The organism is Fibrobacter sp. UBA2449, assembly GCF_002342555.1.
Lineage (GTDB): Bacteria > Fibrobacterota > Fibrobacteria > Fibrobacterales > Fibrobacteraceae > Fibrobacter.
Genome location: NZ_DDQF01000011.1, coordinates 42,177 through 60,365, shown reverse-complemented (window position 1 = coordinate 60,365; position 18,189 = coordinate 42,177). Strand labels below are relative to the sequence as shown.

15 protein-coding genes are annotated in these 18,189 nt (G+C 55.7%); 12 read left to right on the top strand and 3 right to left on the bottom strand.

Going from position 1 to position 18,189, the window contains the following annotated elements; translation table 11 throughout:
• Positions 1-42: 42 nt before the first annotated feature.
• The 5 genes from B4B27_RS07625 to B4B27_RS07605 are packed head-to-tail and all read left to right on the top strand — an operon-like array spanning position 43 to position 5,203.
• Positions 43-882, top strand: a complete 840-nt coding sequence (locus B4B27_RS07625; protein ID WP_349678237.1) for a TIGR02147 family protein — start codon at positions 43-45, stop codon at positions 880-882.
• Positions 869-1,672: a hypothetical protein gene (locus B4B27_RS07620; protein WP_290725276.1), complete on the top strand. Its 804-nt coding sequence runs from the start codon at positions 869-871 to the stop codon at positions 1,670-1,672. The genes B4B27_RS07625 and B4B27_RS07620 overlap by 14 nt, the downstream gene beginning before the upstream one ends.
• A gap of 41 nt (positions 1,673-1,713) precedes the next feature.
• Positions 1,714-2,763: a hypothetical protein gene (locus B4B27_RS07615; RefSeq protein WP_290725274.1), complete on the top strand. Its 1,050-nt coding sequence runs from the start codon at positions 1,714-1,716 to the stop codon at positions 2,761-2,763.
• A 24-nt stretch (positions 2,764-2,787) separates the two neighbouring features.
• Positions 2,788-3,462, top strand: a complete 675-nt coding sequence (locus B4B27_RS07610) for a hypothetical protein (protein WP_290725272.1) — start codon at positions 2,788-2,790, stop codon at positions 3,460-3,462.
• Positions 3,463-3,484: 22 nt separating this feature from the next.
• The gene (locus tag B4B27_RS07605) at positions 3,485-5,203 is read left to right on the top strand and encodes a DUF4832 domain-containing protein (RefSeq protein WP_290725270.1); all 1,719 of its coding nucleotides are present in this window, start codon (positions 3,485-3,487) and stop codon (positions 5,201-5,203) included.
• Positions 5,204-5,206: 3 nt separating this feature from the next.
• Here the strand turns inward: B4B27_RS07605 and B4B27_RS07600 are convergent, their stop codons facing one another.
• Complete coding sequence (locus B4B27_RS07600; protein WP_290725268.1) at positions 5,207-6,931, bottom strand: protein-disulfide reductase DsbD family protein; 1,725 nt, start codon at positions 6,929-6,931, stop codon at positions 5,207-5,209.
• Between B4B27_RS07600 and B4B27_RS07595 the strand changes: the two genes are divergently transcribed.
• From B4B27_RS07595 to B4B27_RS07580, 4 genes are read left to right on the top strand one after another with little or no spacing between them, the layout of a single operon-like run.
• Positions 6,921-7,655 (top strand): sigma-70 family RNA polymerase sigma factor, encoded by a 735-nt coding sequence (locus B4B27_RS07595; RefSeq protein ID WP_173365067.1) that lies wholly within the window; start codon positions 6,921-6,923, stop codon positions 7,653-7,655. The genes B4B27_RS07600 and B4B27_RS07595 overlap by 11 nt on opposite strands.
• A gap of 39 nt (positions 7,656-7,694) precedes the next feature.
• Positions 7,695-9,809, top strand: a complete 2,115-nt coding sequence (locus B4B27_RS07590) for a gliding motility-associated C-terminal domain-containing protein (RefSeq protein WP_290725265.1) — start codon at positions 7,695-7,697, stop codon at positions 9,807-9,809.
• Positions 9,810-9,824: 15 nt separating this feature from the next.
• Positions 9,825-10,238 carry a hypothetical protein gene (locus tag B4B27_RS07585; RefSeq protein WP_290725263.1) on the top strand — a complete coding sequence of 138 codons (414 nt, stop codon included), beginning with the start codon at positions 9,825-9,827 and terminating at the stop codon, positions 10,236-10,238.
• Positions 10,239-10,251: 13 nt separating this feature from the next.
• Positions 10,252-11,562: a CCA tRNA nucleotidyltransferase gene (locus B4B27_RS07580; protein ID WP_290725261.1), complete on the top strand. Its 1,311-nt coding sequence runs from the start codon at positions 10,252-10,254 to the stop codon at positions 11,560-11,562.
• Here the strand turns inward: B4B27_RS07580 and B4B27_RS07575 are convergent.
• On the bottom strand, positions 11,537-12,640 hold the full coding sequence (locus B4B27_RS07575) for a glycosyltransferase (protein WP_290725259.1): 1,104 nt from the start codon (positions 12,638-12,640) through the stop codon (positions 11,537-11,539). The two genes, B4B27_RS07580 and B4B27_RS07575, sit on opposite strands and share 26 nt — an antisense overlap.
• Before the next feature lie 34 nt (positions 12,641-12,674).
• Here B4B27_RS07575 and lpxA point away from each other — a divergent pair, with 34 nt between their 5' ends.
• Positions 12,675-13,442, top strand: coding sequence for an acyl-ACP--UDP-N-acetylglucosamine O-acyltransferase (gene lpxA, locus B4B27_RS07570; RefSeq protein ID WP_173365072.1), 768 nt, complete (start codon positions 12,675-12,677; stop codon positions 13,440-13,442).
• Positions 13,443-13,455: 13 nt separating this feature from the next.
• Here lpxA and B4B27_RS07565 read toward each other — a convergent pair whose 3' ends face one another.
• Positions 13,456-14,679: a glycoside hydrolase family 5 protein gene (locus tag B4B27_RS07565; protein WP_290725256.1), complete on the bottom strand. Its 1,224-nt coding sequence runs from the start codon at positions 14,677-14,679 to the stop codon at positions 13,456-13,458.
• A gap of 249 nt (positions 14,680-14,928) precedes the next feature.
• Between B4B27_RS07565 and B4B27_RS07560 the strand changes: the two genes are divergently transcribed.
• Both B4B27_RS07560 and B4B27_RS07555 read left to right on the top strand, forming a co-directional pair.
• Positions 14,929-15,669 (top strand): sugar-binding protein, encoded by a 741-nt coding sequence (locus B4B27_RS07560; protein WP_290725254.1) that lies wholly within the window; start codon positions 14,929-14,931, stop codon positions 15,667-15,669.
• Positions 15,670-15,678: 9 nt separating this feature from the next.
• Positions 15,679-18,186 (top strand): hypothetical protein, encoded by a 2,508-nt coding sequence (locus B4B27_RS07555; protein ID WP_290725253.1) that lies wholly within the window; start codon positions 15,679-15,681, stop codon positions 18,184-18,186.
• Positions 18,187-18,189 lie beyond the last annotated feature (3 nt).

Sequence of the window (18,189 nt, the reverse complement as noted above, 5' to 3'; positions counted from 1 at the left end):
ATGGTGGTGTTGCTTTTTTGGAAAAAAGATGTATAATTATGGATGATGAAACCGATTGTCGAATATTCTGATTTCCGTCAATACATGCGGGACTACTACGATGAACGCAAGCGTCGTTCTGTTTTTTCGTGGCGTGAGTTCTCGAAAATTGCGGGTTTTACTTCGTCCTCGTACATGAAGGTGGTCTGCGACGGCAAGAGCAAACTCAGCCGCATCGGGGTGGAGCGCACGGGACAGGCCATGGGGCTTGTCGGGTTCGAGATGGATTATTTCCGTGCCATGGTCGAATATGGCCAGACTGAAACCGAGGCGAAGAAGAAGGCCGCCTACGAGAACATGCTTGCCATTGCCCGGGTCCACAAGATCCGTGTGATGGAAGGTGAACTTTTTGAATTCTACGATTCCTGGCATAACCCTGTAGTGCGCGAACTCGCCCCGCTGATGCCGGGGGCCACTCCTGGCGAAATTGCGAAGATGTGCAATCCCGAAGTGTCTGCGGCGGATGTGCAGAAGAGCCTTAATTTCCTCACGAGGGTGGGGCTCCTGAAAAGGGAAGGGCGCGATGCCTTTGTGCAGGCGGAAACATCGATTGCGGGCACGCCGGATGCGACCCGCCTCGCGCTTCGTGGAATGCACCGCCAGATGTCGAAACTTGCGACACCCGCAGTGGACCTTCCCGTGGACGAGCGCCATTTTAGCGGGGTCACCATGGGGCTTTCGCGCAGGAGCTACGAGCGCATCGCGAGCCTGATCGATGAATTCCGGCGCCAGGTTATCGCCGTTGCCGCCGAAGACAAGGATATCGACCGGGTTTACCGCCTGAACTTGCAGCTTTTCCCCTTGAGCAGGAAAGTGAAGGAGTGTGAAAATGAAGAAGTCTGAGTTGTACATTCCTTTCGCGTTTGTCGCCGTGATTGCGGCATGCCTGTGTATCGGGTGTGGGTCCACGGATGTCGCGGGCACGGCCGAAGAACCCAACGAATTTGCCACGGAAAGCATGTCGAGCAGCAGACAGGATTCGCTGGATTACGTGCTGTCGTCCAGCAGTGTTCCGTCATTTCCTGCCTATTCTTCGGAAGCGGTGGAGCATGGGCCGGGAAATGTAGACGGGTCTTCGCGGGAGTCTTCGCTGAATTTCTATCTCGCGCAGTTCGGGATAGATACCCTCCGGTTCGATGGCGGCTTGCTTGCCGCCAAGGCAGAGCGGAATTCCTCTCCCCCTGTGTCGGCGGTCGAACCCGGACAAACTTCGTCGCCCGGATATAGTACGGAATTCGATGGCTCGTGTCCTCATCAGTTTAACGCGCGCAGTATCGATGCGCTGGAGGTGTTGTTCCCGGATGCGGCTCTGGAGTATGCGGGCCTGGCCGATTCTGTCAGGAAGGGTATCATGGATGGTGGTTGCGGACTGTACATGATGACGGTCAAGGGCGATTCCAGATTCGCCGGATTTATACTTTCCGGAGTCGCGAAGGATACGGTTTCCGTAATCGATATCGCGGTACCCGGCTGCAAGATGACGACAGAATCCATGATGTTCAGGTTCCTGTTCCGCTACTGTGGCGAAATGGACTTGTGCCCTGCAATCGTGCATGAGGCTGTCAACGTTGATATGCCTGCGGACAAATGCGCGGAGCTGCGGTTGAATTCGGAATGGTTTTCGGATAAATAAAATCAAGGAGGAGAACGTTGAAATCGATAAAGACTTTTCGAGTGCCGGTTGCTTTAGCGGTATTCTGCCTGCTTGCGCTTGTCGCTTGTGACGACAGTTCCAGCGGCCCGGCGACATCGGGTGAGGATGTAGGTTCCGACAGCGCTGCCCTCTTGAGTTCCGAAGGGAATGTCCCGGAATCTTCTTCCGAGGCAGAAAAACTTTATTCCTCCGAGTTCCAAATCGAAAGTTCTTCCTCATCTTTGCCGGTATGCCTCTCGATGGATACTTCGTGCGGGTGGACCGCAGAACAGCTTTGCAATATGGGACAGGCGCGGTACTGCGTTTCGAGTTCTTCCATAGCCGAAGAATGCATCAACTTTGCACGCATGTGCCAGAACTGCGACGGTTCCGATTGTCCCATTCCTTTTAGGCCCTGTAACGAATGCTATGACGAGGGGGCGATGGCGGAAGACTGCATCACTGGGGGTGTGTACAAGTGCGAAAATAGGTACTGGAATCTGGCAGACAAAAGCCAGTGCCTGAACGTGGCGCTGACTCCGTGCACAGGCGATTCCGCAAACTGCGGTCGCGTGCCCTGCAATTCAAACGCCCCGAGGACAGTCATCGACTGCGGAAGCGGTGAAGAGTACGTGTGCGCCGACGCCTTCTGGACGCCCATGAAGGAAACGCAGTCCTGCACCCGTATAATCGGAGCCGAAAACGGACATGAAGGAGAGAAATGCTCGCGCGAGGATGCGGGAGCAAGGACTGTCGATTGCGCAAGGAATATTGAATACGAGTGCTTGAATGCGGGTTTCTGGCGGCAAATCAACCCCACCATAGGGGATACCTGCCTGGTGGAAGGCAGCATCCTGGAAGGTTACGTAGAAACCGCCGGAGCGAGGGACCATACAATATTCATGTGCTACGAAGGCAAGTGGGAAAAGTACCGGGGCGCCTACGAGTCCTTGAGTTGTGTCGATGCAGCCGTCGTCCGTACGCCGTGCGACGTGAACGACGCTGAGCATGAATGGATACATCGGGGCGACTGCGATTACCAGTGCCGCAATGGCGAGTACGTGTTTGTGCCGAAACTGGCGGAAGAGTAATCCAGTAAAAAAAGGAGGAATGTCATGTTTAAAAAGATATTGTTTGCTAGACTCGGGGCTGCGACCGTAATCACCGCGTTCGGACTCGCCGCCTGCGGAAACGATTCCAGTTCTGGTTCCAACCAGTGCGAAGCGCTCACACCGGAATGCGGGTACACAGTCGAGGACCTTTGCCATACATATCATATTGAGCGATATTGCCCGGAACAAGGTTCCTCCTCCGTTGAGGAATCCAGTTCTTCGCGCTCCCTGGAACAGTGTGTTCATATGCCACACATGGATCCTGGCGAAGAAATCGTCTACCAGATTCCGATATGTGCGCAGGAAGAAGAGGGAACGATGCAACCCGACTGCAACACTGACGACGTGTATGTATGCCGAGATGGCCGTTGGACGGCTTCCCAGATTGAGACCTGCTCCCATATCACCGACAACGATTGTGTAATTTCGCAGGGGTGCAGCTTGACTCCGTGCATGTCGGGTACGGTGACTGTCGATTGTGCAAGGCATGCAGAATATACGTGTGAAGGCGGAACCTGGACGCTTTCCATACCCTCCGAAGGCAAAAGCTGTCTTGCCGAAGGCGATATCCAGAATGTCTTGGGGGAACAGACGGGTGGAAAAAGCAACACTTATGTTCCCTACCAGTGCAAGGACGGCAAGTGGGCGGAATTTTACCCCGCCTCCTCTGATGGGTGAGAAAAAATAGAAGGAGGTTCCCATGAGAAGGTTTGTGCTGGCAGCTGTCGCGGCTGCGTTCTTGCAGGCTCCGCTCTTTGCGGCTGGCCTCGTGAAGCAGTCTATCGATACGACCGACGCGATGGCGACGCTTGAAAATTTCGACCGCGGGTTTTATACGCCGCAGGTTCTGCATTTAAAACCTTCGGGCGGGATGCCGATTGAAAAACCATCAGGCAAGCTGTTGCACTTGCGTGCGGAGATTTCGGAATTCAGCAGTAACGCATGGCTTTCGATTGACACAACGGGCGGAAAGCGCGATACGGTGCGCGGCGTGAGCCAGGACCTGACCGAAGACGCCCTGAACGTTTTGCAGCAGACCTTCGACAACATTCGCGACTTTGGCGGGCGTGTGATTGTGCGCATCTGTTACGACCCGTGGTACAATGGTCGCAGCAACGTGACTCCGGCTCACGAGTGGGTGCTCAAGCATGTGAAGCAGTTGGCACCCGTGCTTTCGAAAAATACCGACGTCATCGTGGCGCTCGAGATGGGCATGCACGGCGCCTACGGCGAGATGCATTCCGACACGAGCATCACTTATGATCGCGTTGCCGAAGCGGTGAACATGATGCTGCGCAATACTCCGCCGGAATTGAAAATTCTGACCCGCACAGGAAACTATTCGGCGAAGGTCTTGGGCTTTGACAACTGGGGAGTCGACTTTCACATCGATGGCGAGAAGTTTGCGGAGATTGCGAAGGCCAAAGGCGACACCATGTACCGTGTGGGAATGTTCAACGACGGCTATCTGGGAACGCAATACGATTACGGCACCTGGGGCGCGGATTGCAATACTTCCATTTGTCGCGAAGAAGGTGTGGCCTGGCTTGAAAAATACGGCATTAACACGCCCTACGGCGGCGAGGCCTTGACGACGGCGAGCGGTTACGAGGTCATCAATACGCCGGAGTTCTTGGCGTACGAGGGATTCCGCACGCATACAAGCTATTTGAATGTCCAGTGGAACAACAACCTGATTGACAGTTGGAAGAAGACTCCCTTCAAGCAGAAGGATTTCGACTATGACCCGGCGCGGGTCGATTCGCTTTCGGGATTCAAGTATATCAACGACCACCTGGGCTATCGCTTCGTGCTGCGCGAATCTTGGATTACGGATACGGTTGGCGCCGATGGTATTTTCAAGGCGAAGCTGCGCATCCAGAACGTGGGCTTTGGGAACTTGACTCATAAGGTGAAGGCTTCACTAGTTGTTAATGGGACGCAACAAGTGGGTATGCTAGATACTTTGGCTTACATTTACTATGAAGTTCCTCTCCCTGATTCTATTGATTTTATGAAAGTGCATAGCCGCAAAATTGAAATCAAGGGTGCCGATACCGTGATGACATTTGATGGCAACAATGAAGTTTTGATCGAAGCGAAATTGGGCTCCTTGAAAAACCAATCTCCCGAAGATTGGACGGGCATCCCGTTGGAAGTGTACTTGAAGGTCTGTAATGACGACCCGGTCAAAGAATGCATCCACTTTGCGAACGACGAAACGAGAAACCGCATAAGCAACGGTGTTTTCATCGGAAAAGTTGTCTTCGATGAGAGTGTCAAATCCTCGATACCGCGCTCGTTGTCGACCCGCGACATACAGAAGCAAAACGCCCCCTTCGTGCAGAGGGCGCGCAACAGTGTGATTATTCGTGATGGCGAAAAACGTTACAAGTTGAACGGCGCGAAGCTAAAGTAACCGCTACGGAATCGCTTCGAGAATCAAGTTGCTTGTCAAGAGTTCCGGCAGTACGACCTGCTTGCTCTTATCACCTTTCGGGTAAATCGCGTAGGCGGGCACGCCGGATTTTCCCATGCTGTAGAGCAGTTCGTTCACTTCGGGCGTTTCGCGGGTCCAGTCCGCCTTCATGCGCACAACGCCTGCGCTATCCAGCTTCTGCAAAAGGTCTTTGTCGCTTAGGACGGCTGCCTCGTTCGCCTTGCAGGTAAGGCACCAGTCTGCCGACACGTCGATGAATACGGTCTTGCCTGCTTTCGCGAATTCCGAGACGAGTTCCGGCGTGTAGCGGTACCAGCCGTCTTCAAGTACCTGCTGGGCCATGCGGGCGTTGAACCGTTCGTCCAGAACCTTTTCGTATTGTGGGGCGATGTAGGCGAACCAGGCGAAGGCAAATGCGAGGGCGCATACAATGAGTAAGCGAACCTCTTTGGCAAACGATGAACCCGGAGGCGCGAACTTGCCGATGGCAAAACTGACGACGACAGTACCGAGGATGAACCCTACAAAGAGTGCAACGCCCCTTCCGCCGGCCTGCTCGTTTACGATCCACAGGAGCCATGCGACGGTCGCGATCAGCAGGATGCCCATGGCCTTCTGCAACGTGACCATCCACTTGCCGGGTTTCGGTAAAACCTTCAGCGTGGCGGGGAAAGCGCTCACCAGCAGGTAGGGGAGTGCAAGCCCGAGACCTGCGGCAGTAAAGAACAAGAAGAGTACGGGTGTCGATGCGGTAAACGCGAATCCCATCGCGGTCCCGAGGAAGGGAGCGGAACAAGGCGTGCTCAGCAGCACGAGCAGCGCTCCGGTAAAGAACGCCCCGACAAGCCCGGCCTTGTGGCCTGCGGCATCCATCTTCGTGGTGGCGCTACCCGGGAGCCAGACTTCGAACACTCCGAAGAAGCTCATCGCGAATGCGGTGAGGATGACAATCATGAAGGCAATAAAGCCCGGGCTCTGGAACTGCATTCCCCAGCCCGCGGCGCCACCGCCGGCCTTGATGGCGGCTACGATTCCTGCGAGCGTCCAGAAGCTCGCGAGGATGCCCGCGGTGGTCGCGATGCCGAGCGCCACGAGCCTGCTTCGTGACTGCCCCGCCTGCTTTATAAGGCTGAACAGTTTGAGCGAGAGAACCGGCAGCACGCACGGCATGAGGTTCAGGATTATGCCGCCGACAAACGCGAAAAAGAGCAGGAGCGCTACGGATGCGGCGTTGTTGGATTCTTGAGTCCCGTTCCCTTCATCGTTTTTTTTTAAATCGGCTGCGCTGTTGGCTTTGGAAATTCCTGCCTTGTTCTTGCCGATGCGGATGTCCACGCTCGCGGGCGCAAGGCAGATGGAGTTGTCGCAAGCCTGGTAGTGGAAGGTGGCGTTCGTGGTGAGGCTGTCGTAACCGTCGGTAACCGCCTTCACGGGAATCTTAATCTGGAAGTGTCCCTTGAACACGAGGTTCTCGAATTCGAGAACTTCGTTGTATTCCTTGATGGGCTCGGGCCACTTGGGTTCGCCGAACTCGATTCCGCGTGCCGCAATCTCGATGGACGAGGGCTTCAGGAATTCGTCGGCCGCGACGTTCGCGTTCACATGCCAGTTGTCAGGGATGACGATATCGACGGTGATTTCCGAGTTCTCGGAAAGGGCGCCTTCCGAATAGTGCATCGACGCTTCCGGAGGTTCCATGGCGTTCATGTTGAACTCTTGGGCGGATGCGGAGGCAACAATAGTTGACAAAATGCAAACGATTGTTGCCAAAGGGCAACAGTTGTTTGCAAAATTTTTTTCTGCCTTGAAAAATGCACCGATATTCATAAATTTGACGCCTAATATTTGGTTATGGACGATGATTAATCAAAATCTAGAAAAAACGCAGGCTCGGGAGTGGGTGGAGCAGGCTTGGAAAAAACATGGAGACATCATCTTTCGGCTATGCGAGATAAAATGCAATAATATTGATGATGCCAAAGATCTTTTCCAGACGGTTGCCTTGAAATTCTGCAGAAATGCCAAGGCTCTCATGTCGAGGGACGAGGTCATGTCTTGGCTCGTGAAAGTCTTGCACAATACCTTTCTAGATTCAGTGCCGGCAAGGTCCCGTTTTTCCCCGATGTCGTATGTCGCCGAACGTTCGCCAGACTACATCCCCTTTCGGCTGGAGGATTCTGTCTTTTTCGAGTCGCAGGGTCAGGAAGAAGCCTTGCGCCTGCTTGAAAGGGCTGCCGAAATCTTGAATCCGGTAGAGAGAATGATTATCGACATGACTTTCCTGGGCGGAATTTCTACCGAGATGCAGTGCAATATACTGGGGCTTTCCAAGAATGCGGTCCGCAAGCGCCGCTATTTCGCTCTGAAAAAGATGCGAAACATGGTGGATGCCGAACTCGATGGGTCGCTAAACGGCGCTACGGTCGCGTGAGGTCTTTTTTGCCGCCCGATAAATTCGTATTTTTATGTCGTGCGTTTTTTGATATACCTATCCCTGTTCCTTGGACTGATTTCGTCCGCCTTTGCCTCTGATGAGTGGCAGGGGTTTGCCGAACCGTTTCCCATAAGGGACGCAATCCGGATCGAGCATGTCCTGATGCTGGCGACCGATGGGGGCATGCGCTACAGGACTTCGGAAGGCGATTTTCTTTTCACGTCGGAGAAGGGGCTTGAAACGTCCGTATTCTATGGGGTCGCCATGGTCAAAGGGACAGCCTATGCCATTTCCGAATATGGCCTGGTGGCGAGGTATGCCGGGGATTCATGGGTCGTCGAGAACCGTTCCTTCCTTTCCCGGAAGTCCCGCGTAATCCCCGGAATGGTCGCGTCGGCCGAAAATATACTGGTAATCCCCTTCGAAGATGTAATCGCTTTTTTTGACGTGTCGACGAAATCTTCGATTATTTCCCTGGAGCGCGTCGCAAACGTCTCCTTGTCGCTCTCTCCTCCTGAACGCATTGAAATCAGGGGCGATTCGCTCTTTGTTTCGACGGTGCGTGGCTCTTTCGTGCGTGTCATGGACTGGAAAAATCTGGCCGCGGACAAGCGTCTGGCCGACCCGGAGACGTGGAAGCCCGTCGAGACCTGTGTCGCCTGCTGGGACTCTCTCCAAGTTGTCGTCGGTGGCAAGACCTTGACGGATTCAGTCCTGTACAGGGACGGTGTTAGCCGCATTCGCTGGGTGCTTGAAGGGAAAGACTTTTCCTATCTTGTCGGCCCCTCTGAAATTTTCAAGTACGAAAACGGACGGCTGCAGGACCTTTCCAAACACGAAAAGTACCAGCTGGGGCCCGCATACGAGGTGCGTGCGCTTCCTAAGGGCGGAGCCATTGCCGCTTCCCCTTCGGGAAGTATTGCCTTGAGCGACGGATCCATTTGGAGCGAGCCTATAGTCATGTACAACGGGCTTGGCAACGATATGGAAGCCTATGCGAACCGAATGAAGGTCCTTTCGGTTTTGGATGACGGCGTGCTGCTATACCATGTTTGGGGAATGGGCCTGTTCATCTACAGGGGTCTCGGAAACGAACCGCACTATTTCTTGACTCCGTGGATTGAAAGTTGCATGGACCAGTTTGTCGACCATTACTCGGTGACGGTCGGGACTACGGAGGCTCCTGACGGGACCGGTTTCCTTGCGGGAATATCTGTGGAGAAGGGCAAATACAGCCTCCTGTATATCACGAAGGATGGTGAGGTGAGTTGTGCGACAGGGATTGGAAGTACGACCCGCGCAGGTCCGTTGGTGGCGACGCTCGATGGGGACGACTGGATCGTCTATGTCTCCGCTCGTGAAGCCTTCGATGTCTTTGCCATCGGGGCCCTCGATGTCTTTCGTATTCCGGCGCCTTCCAGAAACGGCGGAAGGCTGGTGGGGGTAGAGCGGAAAACTATAGCGAGCATCGACAACAGGACTCCGGTAGACCTCGCCCTCAACGAGAAGGACAGCGTACTCTGGCTGGTGACGACCTCGGGTGTCGGCTACATGGAATTGGGCCAGGACACGGTCCGGAAGCCGGTTTCGATGAATGGTCTCCAGGGTGCGGAATACACCTCCCTTGACTTGGATCCCCACGGAAATCTCTGGATAGGTTCTTCGAACCGCGGAGCGTACCGGCTAGAAGTGCGTAAGGAAAGTTTTGATACTTTGTCTGTGACCCAGTATACGTCCCGGAATGGGCTCCTGGCGGACAACGTCTCGGATGTCGCCGTGGACAAGAAACTAGGCATGGTCTGGTTTACGCATGAAAACGGGGTCTCCCGATACAGGAGGAATGACCTTCGCGACGCTTCGGTTTTCATGACGGATTCTGCGGAAGCGAAAGTGAAGGCGTACCCGATTCCGTTCAGGCCGACTGTTTTCCCCTACCTGACGATAGACAATATCTCGGAAGGTGCCCGTGTCGACATATACAACCGCGGCGGCTCGCTCATTTGGTCGTTTGCGGGGAAGGATGTCCATGGCGGCAAGGTGGAATGGGACGGAAACGGGAAAAACGGCAAGCTTGTCGCTCCCGGCGTTTACTATTACGTTGTCCGGACCTCCCAAAAAACAGTAAAGGGAAAAATTCTTGTGGTCCATTGACGGAGGGCAGGAACTATGCGTAATGTGAGGAATATCGGGATATCGCTTTCGTTTGTGAGTGCAGTTGCCATTGCGGCCGTCCTTGCGGCGTGCGCCGGCGAACGCCAGGGCCTCGTATGTTCCGAAATCCAGTACAGGCTCGATACGCAGACGTATTCTCCGGACCAGCGCGCCTATATCGAAAACGAGCTTCGCGAATGCCGTGCGGAAGAAGCGAAAAAGCGTGGCGAAGATACCCAGACGAGGCAGGGAATCTACGAACGCTATGCAGCGAGCGCCCTGGCGGATTCTGTTTCTGCCGATTCCGCGAAAGGCGACATTTCCGTATCGGAAGCCTTGAAGGATTCCTCGGGCGAGGAGACTGTAAGCATCTACGACCGCTACAAGGCGGCCGATACTTCCGCTGCCGATGCGGGCAATTTCCAGTAAGGCGGTCTAGTAGATGGCACGCATCCAGACGCTAGCGGGGGAGTGGTTCGAGCCGGAACTGCCGAACCGTTTGTTGAAAATTGCGGGCGATATCCGCGACGCGGGTGGCCGTGCCTATTTGGTGGGCGGCTGGGTCCGCGATGCGCTCCTGGGAAAAGCATGCCGCGACTACGACATCGAAGTTTACGATATGGCGCAGGACGCGCTGGTGCCGATCCTCTCGAAGTACGGCCGCACGAACCTGGTCGGGAAGGCGTTCGGCGTGATTCACCTTGCCATGAAGGGACTGTCGCTCGATTTCTCGTTTCCGCGCACTGAGAGCAAGGTGGGCTACGGCCATCGCGGTTTCGTGGTGCATACCGACGAAAAACTCAGTTTCAAGGAGGCGGCGCTCCGGCGCGATTTCACCATCAACGCGATGGGCATGGAACTGCCGGAACTCACGCTCTGCGACCCCTATAACGGCATCGGTGACCTGAAGACGCATACGCTCCGCCATGTGGGCCCGGCCTTTGCCGAAGACTCCCTGCGTATCTTGCGCGGGGTGCAGTTCGCAAGCCGTTTCGAGTGCGTGCTTGCTCCCGAGACTGTTGAACTCTGCCGCACGCTGTCGCTCGATGACTTGAGCATAGAGCGCCTTTTCGAGGAATTCAAGAAGTGGCTCCTCAAACCGGGCAAGCCGTCCCTCGGGCTCCGCGCCTTTCTGGATATAAGGCTCGACGAATACTTCCCTGAAATCCGCCCGTTCGAAGGCTCCTGGGAAGCGCTGGGTGGAATTCTTGACAACATGGCGGAACTGCGCAACTCGAATGAGGGGGGCGCCGCTCCGCTTACCGATGCGCAGGCGATGGAATTCGCGTTTGCAGCACTCCTGAGTGGCAGTGCCGAAACCTCCCTCAGGTTCCTGGAACGCATCACGAACGAAGTTCACCTGCTGAAGGTCGTGCCGCCGCTCCTGGAAACGCTTCGCACGCTTGACCCGGCTATCGTAGGCGATATCCCCGCGCTTCGCCGCCTCGCCGTGAAGCTTGACGGACTCAAACTCCTTTGCCTGCTGGTCAGGTGCATTCCGGCAAGTTATTTCCGGTCTCCGGATTTCGCGGCTGCCCTGTGGGATTCCGCCGCCAAACACGGCCTGCTCGAAAAAGCCCCGCAGCCCTACCTTACGGGCAAGATGCTCCTGGACCTGGGATTGAAACCCGGCAGGCAGATGGGTGAAATCATCAAGGCGAGTTTCGAGCACCAGCTCGATGGAAAGATTACGAACGGCGAAGAAGCCGTTGAATGGGCGCGCGCCGCTATTTCCACCGGAACATGCCGGTAATGCCTGCGGGCACGGCGAACACGATCATCGGAATCTGGATAATCTCTACCGGCAAGAAGGCGAGCATCTTGCGCTTGGAATGCAGCTTCCAGGACGCTATCATCAGGAATACGAAATCCACGACGATTTTCGGAGCGATGCTGAACGCGCACCACTGCCACGGACAATCCAGGAAAGCCACGCACCAGGGGCTGATGAACATCCAGATGTAGTATGTATAAATTAATGTCAACAGCAGGACGTAAGCCTTGCTCTCGTAGTTCGTGCCGTTGCTGCTCCAGCGTGCGCGCTGATTGAAAAGCTGCTTCCAGGTGTGCACCGGCGCCGTTTCGATCACTGCGTCCTTGTCCAGGTTGTAACAGACCTTCGTGCCCGGGATTTTCATCATCTTGTGGATGAGCATGTCGTCGTCGCCGCTCGAGAGGTTGATGAGGTCGCCGAAGCCGCCCACCTTGAAGAACAGCTCCTTCTTGTAGGCGAGGCATGCGGCTGATGCTACAATCGGGTGGCCCCAGCTGAATCCGGCGGCTTCCATCGCGGTGTAGCCGAGCGTCTCGAGTTTCTGGTACAGGTGCGGCATGGTGCGGCTGCCGTTGTTCTGCTTGGGCCCCTGCACGATGCAAATGCCGTCCACGAACCTTCCCGCCATTGCGGTAATCCAGCTCTTGCGCGGGATGCAGTCGGCATCCATCGTCAAAAGCACTTCGTTTTTTGCAATCTTGAACGCGCTTTCGAGGGCGCGCTTCTTGGGGCTTGCGATAACCGGCAAGTCCTGCGGTAGCGACAGCACCCTAAAACGCGGGTGCGTGGTGGCGAACTTCTCGAGAATCTCTTTCGTGGAATCCGTGGAGCGGTCGTCCACGCAGATGACTTCCCATTCGCCCGCGTAGTCCTGCACGGCGAGGGCTTCGAGCGTGCGCTGCGCGAATTCCTCTTCGTTTCGCATCGGCACCACCACCGAGACGCTCGGGGTCGCCTTCGGCCCCCTGTAACGGTGCGTGCGGGCAAGCCCTATTATGAAGAATAGGAACAGGAGCACGTAGAGTGCGGTGAGGCATGCGACAATGATACCGCCCATATGCAGAAATATAGAAAATGCTATATTCTCCGCCATGATTCACCCGTCCGCATTTGTAAGCCCGCAGGCAAAAATACACGAGTCTGCCGTTGTCGGCCCGTGGTGCATCGTGGATTCCGGCGTGGAAATCGGGGAGGGCGTTGTCCTGGAATCCCGCGTGCATGTGTATGGAGGAGTCTCCATCGGAAAGGATACGCACGTATTTGACGGGGCCATCCTCGGCGCTCCTCCGCAGGATTTAAAATATGCGGGCGAACCGACCCGCGTAAGCATCGGCGAACGCTGCACCCTTCGCGAATACGTGACTGTCAACCGCGGCACCATCCAGGGCGGTGGCTGCACCCGGATTGCGGACAAGGTTCTTGTCATGGCGTATTCGCATATCGCCCACGACTGCGACATCCGCGAAGGCGCCGTCATCGCGAACGGTTGCCAGATTGGCGGCCACGTGCGCATCGGCGAGTATGCGACCCTCGGGGGCGTTACGGGAATCCAGCAGCGTAACCAGGTGGGCGCCTACGCGTTCGTGGGCGGCACGCACAAGGTGGACCGCGACGTGCCCCCCTGCACCAAGGCGTGCGGGAACCCCATCCGCTACGGCGGACTCAACCTGCATGCGCTCCGCCTGCATCCCGATTTGTTCCCCGACTCCCGCGTCGAAGCGCTCTCCCGTGCCTACCGCGAACTCTACCGCAGCGGCCGCCCGGTCGCCGAAGTTGTCGAGGAACTAAAAAAAGGCCCGGAACCTCTGTTCCAAGCCTTTTTCGACGAGCATTGGGGCGGTTCTCTCGTTCGCCCCTGAATACCGGAATCCGTTACTTGTCGAGTCCCAGACCCTTGAGGATTTCCGGGTACCATTCGTCGGTACTCTTGTTGTAGATGTCGAATCCGACCCCGGTGAATCCCCAGATGTGCCAGGAGTAGCCCAGCTGGTTTGCGACCTGGACAATCGACTTGATGTAGAGCGCCCTGTTCGCGTCGTCCTGGCCGTAGGCTTCGCACCTGGAGGAGGCTCCGAATTCACCGATGTTCAGCGGGATATGCGTCCCGTTCTTGCCGGGGAAGTATTTCTTCGCCATGCTCATGTAGCTCTTGAGGTCGGTCACGATTTTCAAGGTCGCTTCCTGGTCGTTCGCCTTCCACAGCACCTTCTTGGCGCAGTCGGTGTTGTGCCCCTGGTGGCTATAGTTGTAGGGCTCGTAGTAGTGGCCGTCGATGATGATATTGCTGTCCTTGATGTCGGCGAACACGTCCATCTGTTCGAACTTGCCCCAGTTGCCCGGGTCAATCATGATGGTGCGGCCGGGGTTGGTCTTGCGGATAATCTTGATGGCGCTGTCCGTCATTTGGGCGAGATAGGAGTCCGACTTTTCTCTGGATTCGTTGAGGATTTCGAAGATGAGCGAGTCGTTGTCAAAATCCTTGAATTCCTCGGCGATGTTTTCCCAGATGCCGTAGAATGCGGCCATGTATTTTTCGGGATTGGCGTAGAGTTCGTTGAAGTGGTGCTGGTTGATGATGACGGGCATGCCGAGGCCGTTTGCAATCTTGACATGGCGCTTCACGCCTTCGACGCGTTCGGGCTGCAGGGTGTAGGGAGGTTCGTGAAGTGCCGTCTGGTTCCAACGGACGGGCATGCGGATGGACTGGAAGCCCGCGTCCTTGGCCTTCTGGAACCATTCGTCCTGAATGGGGTTGCTCCAGTTTTCGTCGAGGTAGGTGTAGACCTTGCCTTCGACGAAGCACCAGTTGGTCTCTTCCCCTTCAGGGCATGATTTTGTCGGGTCTACGCCGGATTCCCAGGAGTTGCCGAAGTTGATGCCGTGGCCGAGCGCTTTGTTTACGGCGATGGCGCGGCTGTAGTTGGGGAGGTCGTCGCTTGTCTCGGACGAGGACTCTATTTCGACGCTCGAAGAGGAACGCACGCTTGTCTTTGCGGAGGATGATTCCGGTTCAGAAGACGCGCTGGACGAGTCGTCACAGCCTTGCATGAAAAGCGAAGCGGAAAGAGCGAATGCGATGTAAAGAATTTTTTTCATATGGGCGACCCTAATCCATCATGGTTGTTGTACGGGTATAAAACTAACTTTATTTTCGGTGATGTAACGGCCTTTTTACGCATTTGTGTTTACTCCCGAAACCATAATTCCGGTAAAGGCCTGATTCGGTAAAGGCCATAAAGAGCTATTTTTAGGCAGAGACTTTGAAATCTGTCTTTTTTTCGGAATCTAAGGTTTCGAAAAAAGATTATATTTTAGCTCTGTCTGTATTTGGAGACTCCTTAAGGTATGAAACATATGAGAATCTCGTCTTTACTGAAGTGCACTCTGGGTGTGCTTCTTGCCGTTTCTTTAGCGGATGCGGCCTCTTTCAGTAGCTATCGTGACCGCGATGCGGGGCGTTTTGTCCTCAAAGAAGGCAAGCCGTTCCGTCCGGACAAGGACATTGTCACTGTCGTGATGCGTGAAGCCATTCCCCGCGGCGGTGGATATACCTACCAGTACCCGCGTGAAAACCCCGAACCGGTTCTTACGGACAAGTATGCCATGGAAGGCGCCCTTTCCATGGAAATCGAGCTGATTGCAAGCGACTATTCCGGCGTGGCTATTTGTATTGCTGGTTCTGTCGACCTGACCCCGTACATGGAAGACGGCGTCCTCGAATTCTGGATCAAGGGTGCCAAGGGCGGCGAGAACGCCCTGTTCGTGCTTGTCGACGACGGCGTGAAGAGCGGCGGCGAATCCCTCCAGGTGAAGCTCCGTTCCAAGAGCCTCGGCGAAATCACTACGGAATGGACCCATTTCAGCATCCCCCTCAAGCTGTTCGGCAATACCGGTGTCTACTGGGATGCGAAGAACACCCGCGAAGTGATGCTCCCCTTCAACTGGGCCAATTTCAAGGGTTTCCGTATCGAAGTCCGCAAGGATGAAAACGAATATTTCAAGGTCTGGATTGACGATGTCGTCATCAAGAAACATGGCAAGGCTTACGAAGGCCCGGCCTATTACCCGTTCCGCAACGAGATTTAAGAGGGTTTTATGCGTAATTTAATTGTTGCTATGTTGCTTTCTTCCTCGTTCCTGCTGGCCCAGGAATCCGAGGAAATCGATGCCGCAGAAAGCTCCCAGAGCGAGGCCCCTGCAGTAGAGGAACCTGCCTCCGAGGAAGCTCCCGAAGCGGTTGCCGAGGCCGAACCCGAACAGGCGGTCGAAGCTGCCGCCGAACCCGCCCCTGAACCCGAACCGGTAGCCGAGGCCGAACCTGCGGCTCCTGCCGAAGAACCCAAGGTCGAAGGCGCCGCCGTGGAAACGGCTCCTGCGAAGGAACCTTCCATTGCCCCGGTCTACGTGCCTAAGGAAATGACCTCGGAACAGCGCGTTGCCGCTATCGAGGAAAACCTGGATACCCTCGCGAACAACATGGAATCCACCTTGCTTGGCAAGGACGACGCCCCGCTCGCCGTTTCCGGTTACATGGCGTTCCGTGTCAAGAACTTCGATTACACCGAAATCGCCCCCGTCTATGGCGACGACAAGGCCCGCACCCTCGTGGATGCTACCTTGAAGATGAACATGGTCCTCATGCCGAACTCCTACATGACGCTCTGGACCAACATGACGTTCCCCTTCGACTTGACCGGCCTCTACACCAACTACCTGGCCGACCACCCGAACACCAACCCGAGTTTCCACTGGGAACGCGTCCCGTTCGACCACAACACCGACTACACGCCGGCTTCAATCGAAGAAGAAATGAACTTCGGCGTCGATATCCGTTCGTCCGTGTTTGGCGCCTACGTGACTGCGGGCGGCGTGATCTGGGCCTGCGCTTCTCCCCTTACCATGTGGGAACGCGAGACGATGCCCCGCTTTGCCTGGCAGTACGAGACCTTCGAAGAAGAAAAGACGGTTTCTACCTACTATAAGGAAAAGTCCTTCAAGCCTGTCAAGGAAGGCGGCCGTGCCTTCTGGACCAACCGCTCGTTCGGTGGCGTGTTCATGAACGTGTACAACATGCCCTTCGGCCTTGTCGCCCAGGCGATGATTTCGCAGCCCAAGGACATGGATGCCGGCACCCGCGACGGTCTGCGCCTCTACGGTGGCCAGCCCAGCGAACTTGAGATGGACGGTAACTACGACTTCCGCGGCGATGTCTACCACGCAAGACTTGCGAAGACGAAGCTCTTCGACGGCATGACGCTCGGCGCGAACTACATGGGCGTGTTCTACGACAAGGGCCTCATCGACGAAGACGAATTCGCCGGTCCCTGGACAAAGCTCAAGTTCGATGGCGAACCGCATCTGGAAAACAACCAGATTGTGACGATGGATATCAAGGGAAACATCAACCCGAAGTTCTACTTGATGGCCGATGTGGGCTTGAGCTGGGATGATTCGACCTACTTCCATAACGCAGGCACCGAGAACAAGCGCTCCTATAACCGCGACTCCAGTTCTTCCGCCACGTCGAGCCCTGGATTCGGCCTCTATGTCAAGATTCAGGACAAGCACCTCGAATGGCTGCCGACAACAGTCGAAGCCGTATACTTCTCCAAGGATTTCTTCTCTCCCTACGGCATTACGGATCCGTCCCGCTTCCGCAGCTGGCGCAAGGATGAATTCTACCTGAACGGTGGTTCCCTGCGCTACGGCCCCAACATGGCCGGTGTGAACGTGAAGTTCGAACCCGAATTCAACCGCGGCCGCTTGGGCGTTCAGTACGGCCAGCACCGCCAGGTCACAAAGGGCAAGGACGTGCTCTTGTTCAACTACCGCTTGAACGGCCGCAACATGTGGGAAAGCTCCAACTCCTGGACCAAGTACAACGCCCTCTTCTGGGCGGACTCGGGTAACTCCACTGCCCCGAACGGCTACGTGAACCGTGCCGGCGTGCTGACCCCGGCCCGCAAGATGGAACGCCAGCGCGGCGGCCTCTACGGCGGAACCTGGGAACTCTGGGAATCCTTCGTTGCCTATGAAAATGCGGACCAGCTCAAGACCGAGACCGTTCCCGAACACGTCAAGTGGTCGACCTACCTCTCCATTGATGGTGGCTACGATATCGGCCACTGGGTCGGAACGGAACGCAACCTGATGATGGCCGGCTATGTCTCCATCTCGGGCATTTCCAAGACCTTTGCCCCGATCGCCTACAGCGAAGAACAGTCCGACATGATGCTGTGGAGCTTCTACGGTTTGTTCGAACCGACGTTCGCCCTGACACCGACGATTCACCTGGTTGGCCAGGTCGGCTTTGAATGCTGGCGTTCCCAGTATGGCTACACCGTGCAGGATGCAAACGTGTCGGTCGGCGGCATCAACAGCGCCGGTGCTTACGGCAACCTGATTCCGACAACCCAGACGACTTACACGAAGACTCCTCTCAGCTACTACCAGACAGCTCTCGGTATCGGTTTCGACTGGGACTTCTCTGCCCGTGCCGGTTTGCACATGCGCTACAAGTGGGCAACGCATACGGATAACTACGTTCCCGAAAACAACTGGAGCGGTCACTTCATCACCGCCGAAACAAAGGTTTGGTTCTAAGGG

What these genes read in the sequence shown, in the direction of transcription:
- B4B27_RS07625 (WP_349678237.1), top strand. Translation starts at nt 43, where the DNA reads ATGATGAAACCGATTGTCGAATATTCTGATTTCCGTCAATACATGCGG.
- B4B27_RS07620 (WP_290725276.1), top strand. Translation starts at nt 869, where the DNA reads ATGAAGAAGTCTGAGTTGTACATTCCTTTCGCGTTTGTCGCCGTGATT.
- B4B27_RS07610 (WP_290725272.1), top strand. Translation starts at nt 2,788, where the DNA reads ATGTTTAAAAAGATATTGTTTGCTAGACTCGGGGCTGCGACCGTAATC.
- B4B27_RS07605 (WP_290725270.1), top strand. Translation starts at nt 3,485, where the DNA reads ATGAGAAGGTTTGTGCTGGCAGCTGTCGCGGCTGCGTTCTTGCAGGCT.
- B4B27_RS07595 (WP_173365067.1), top strand. Translation starts at nt 6,921, where the DNA reads ATGGCGTTCATGTTGAACTCTTGGGCGGATGCGGAGGCAACAATAGTT.
- B4B27_RS07600 (WP_290725268.1), bottom strand. Translation starts at nt 6,931, where the DNA reads ATGAACGCCATGGAACCTCCGGAAGCGTCGATGCACTATTCGGAAGGC.
- B4B27_RS07585 (WP_290725263.1), top strand. Translation starts at nt 9,825, where the DNA reads ATGCGTAATGTGAGGAATATCGGGATATCGCTTTCGTTTGTGAGTGCA.
- B4B27_RS07580 (WP_290725261.1), top strand. Translation starts at nt 10,252, where the DNA reads ATGGCACGCATCCAGACGCTAGCGGGGGAGTGGTTCGAGCCGGAACTG.
- B4B27_RS07575 (WP_290725259.1), bottom strand. Translation starts at nt 12,640, where the DNA reads ATGGGCGGTATCATTGTCGCATGCCTCACCGCACTCTACGTGCTCCTG.
- lpxA (WP_173365072.1), top strand. Translation starts at nt 12,675, where the DNA reads ATGATTCACCCGTCCGCATTTGTAAGCCCGCAGGCAAAAATACACGAG.
- B4B27_RS07565 (WP_290725256.1), bottom strand. Translation starts at nt 14,679, where the DNA reads ATGAAAAAAATTCTTTACATCGCATTCGCTCTTTCCGCTTCGCTTTTC.
- B4B27_RS07560 (WP_290725254.1), top strand. Translation starts at nt 14,929, where the DNA reads ATGAAACATATGAGAATCTCGTCTTTACTGAAGTGCACTCTGGGTGTG.
- B4B27_RS07555 (WP_290725253.1), top strand. Translation starts at nt 15,679, where the DNA reads ATGCGTAATTTAATTGTTGCTATGTTGCTTTCTTCCTCGTTCCTGCTG.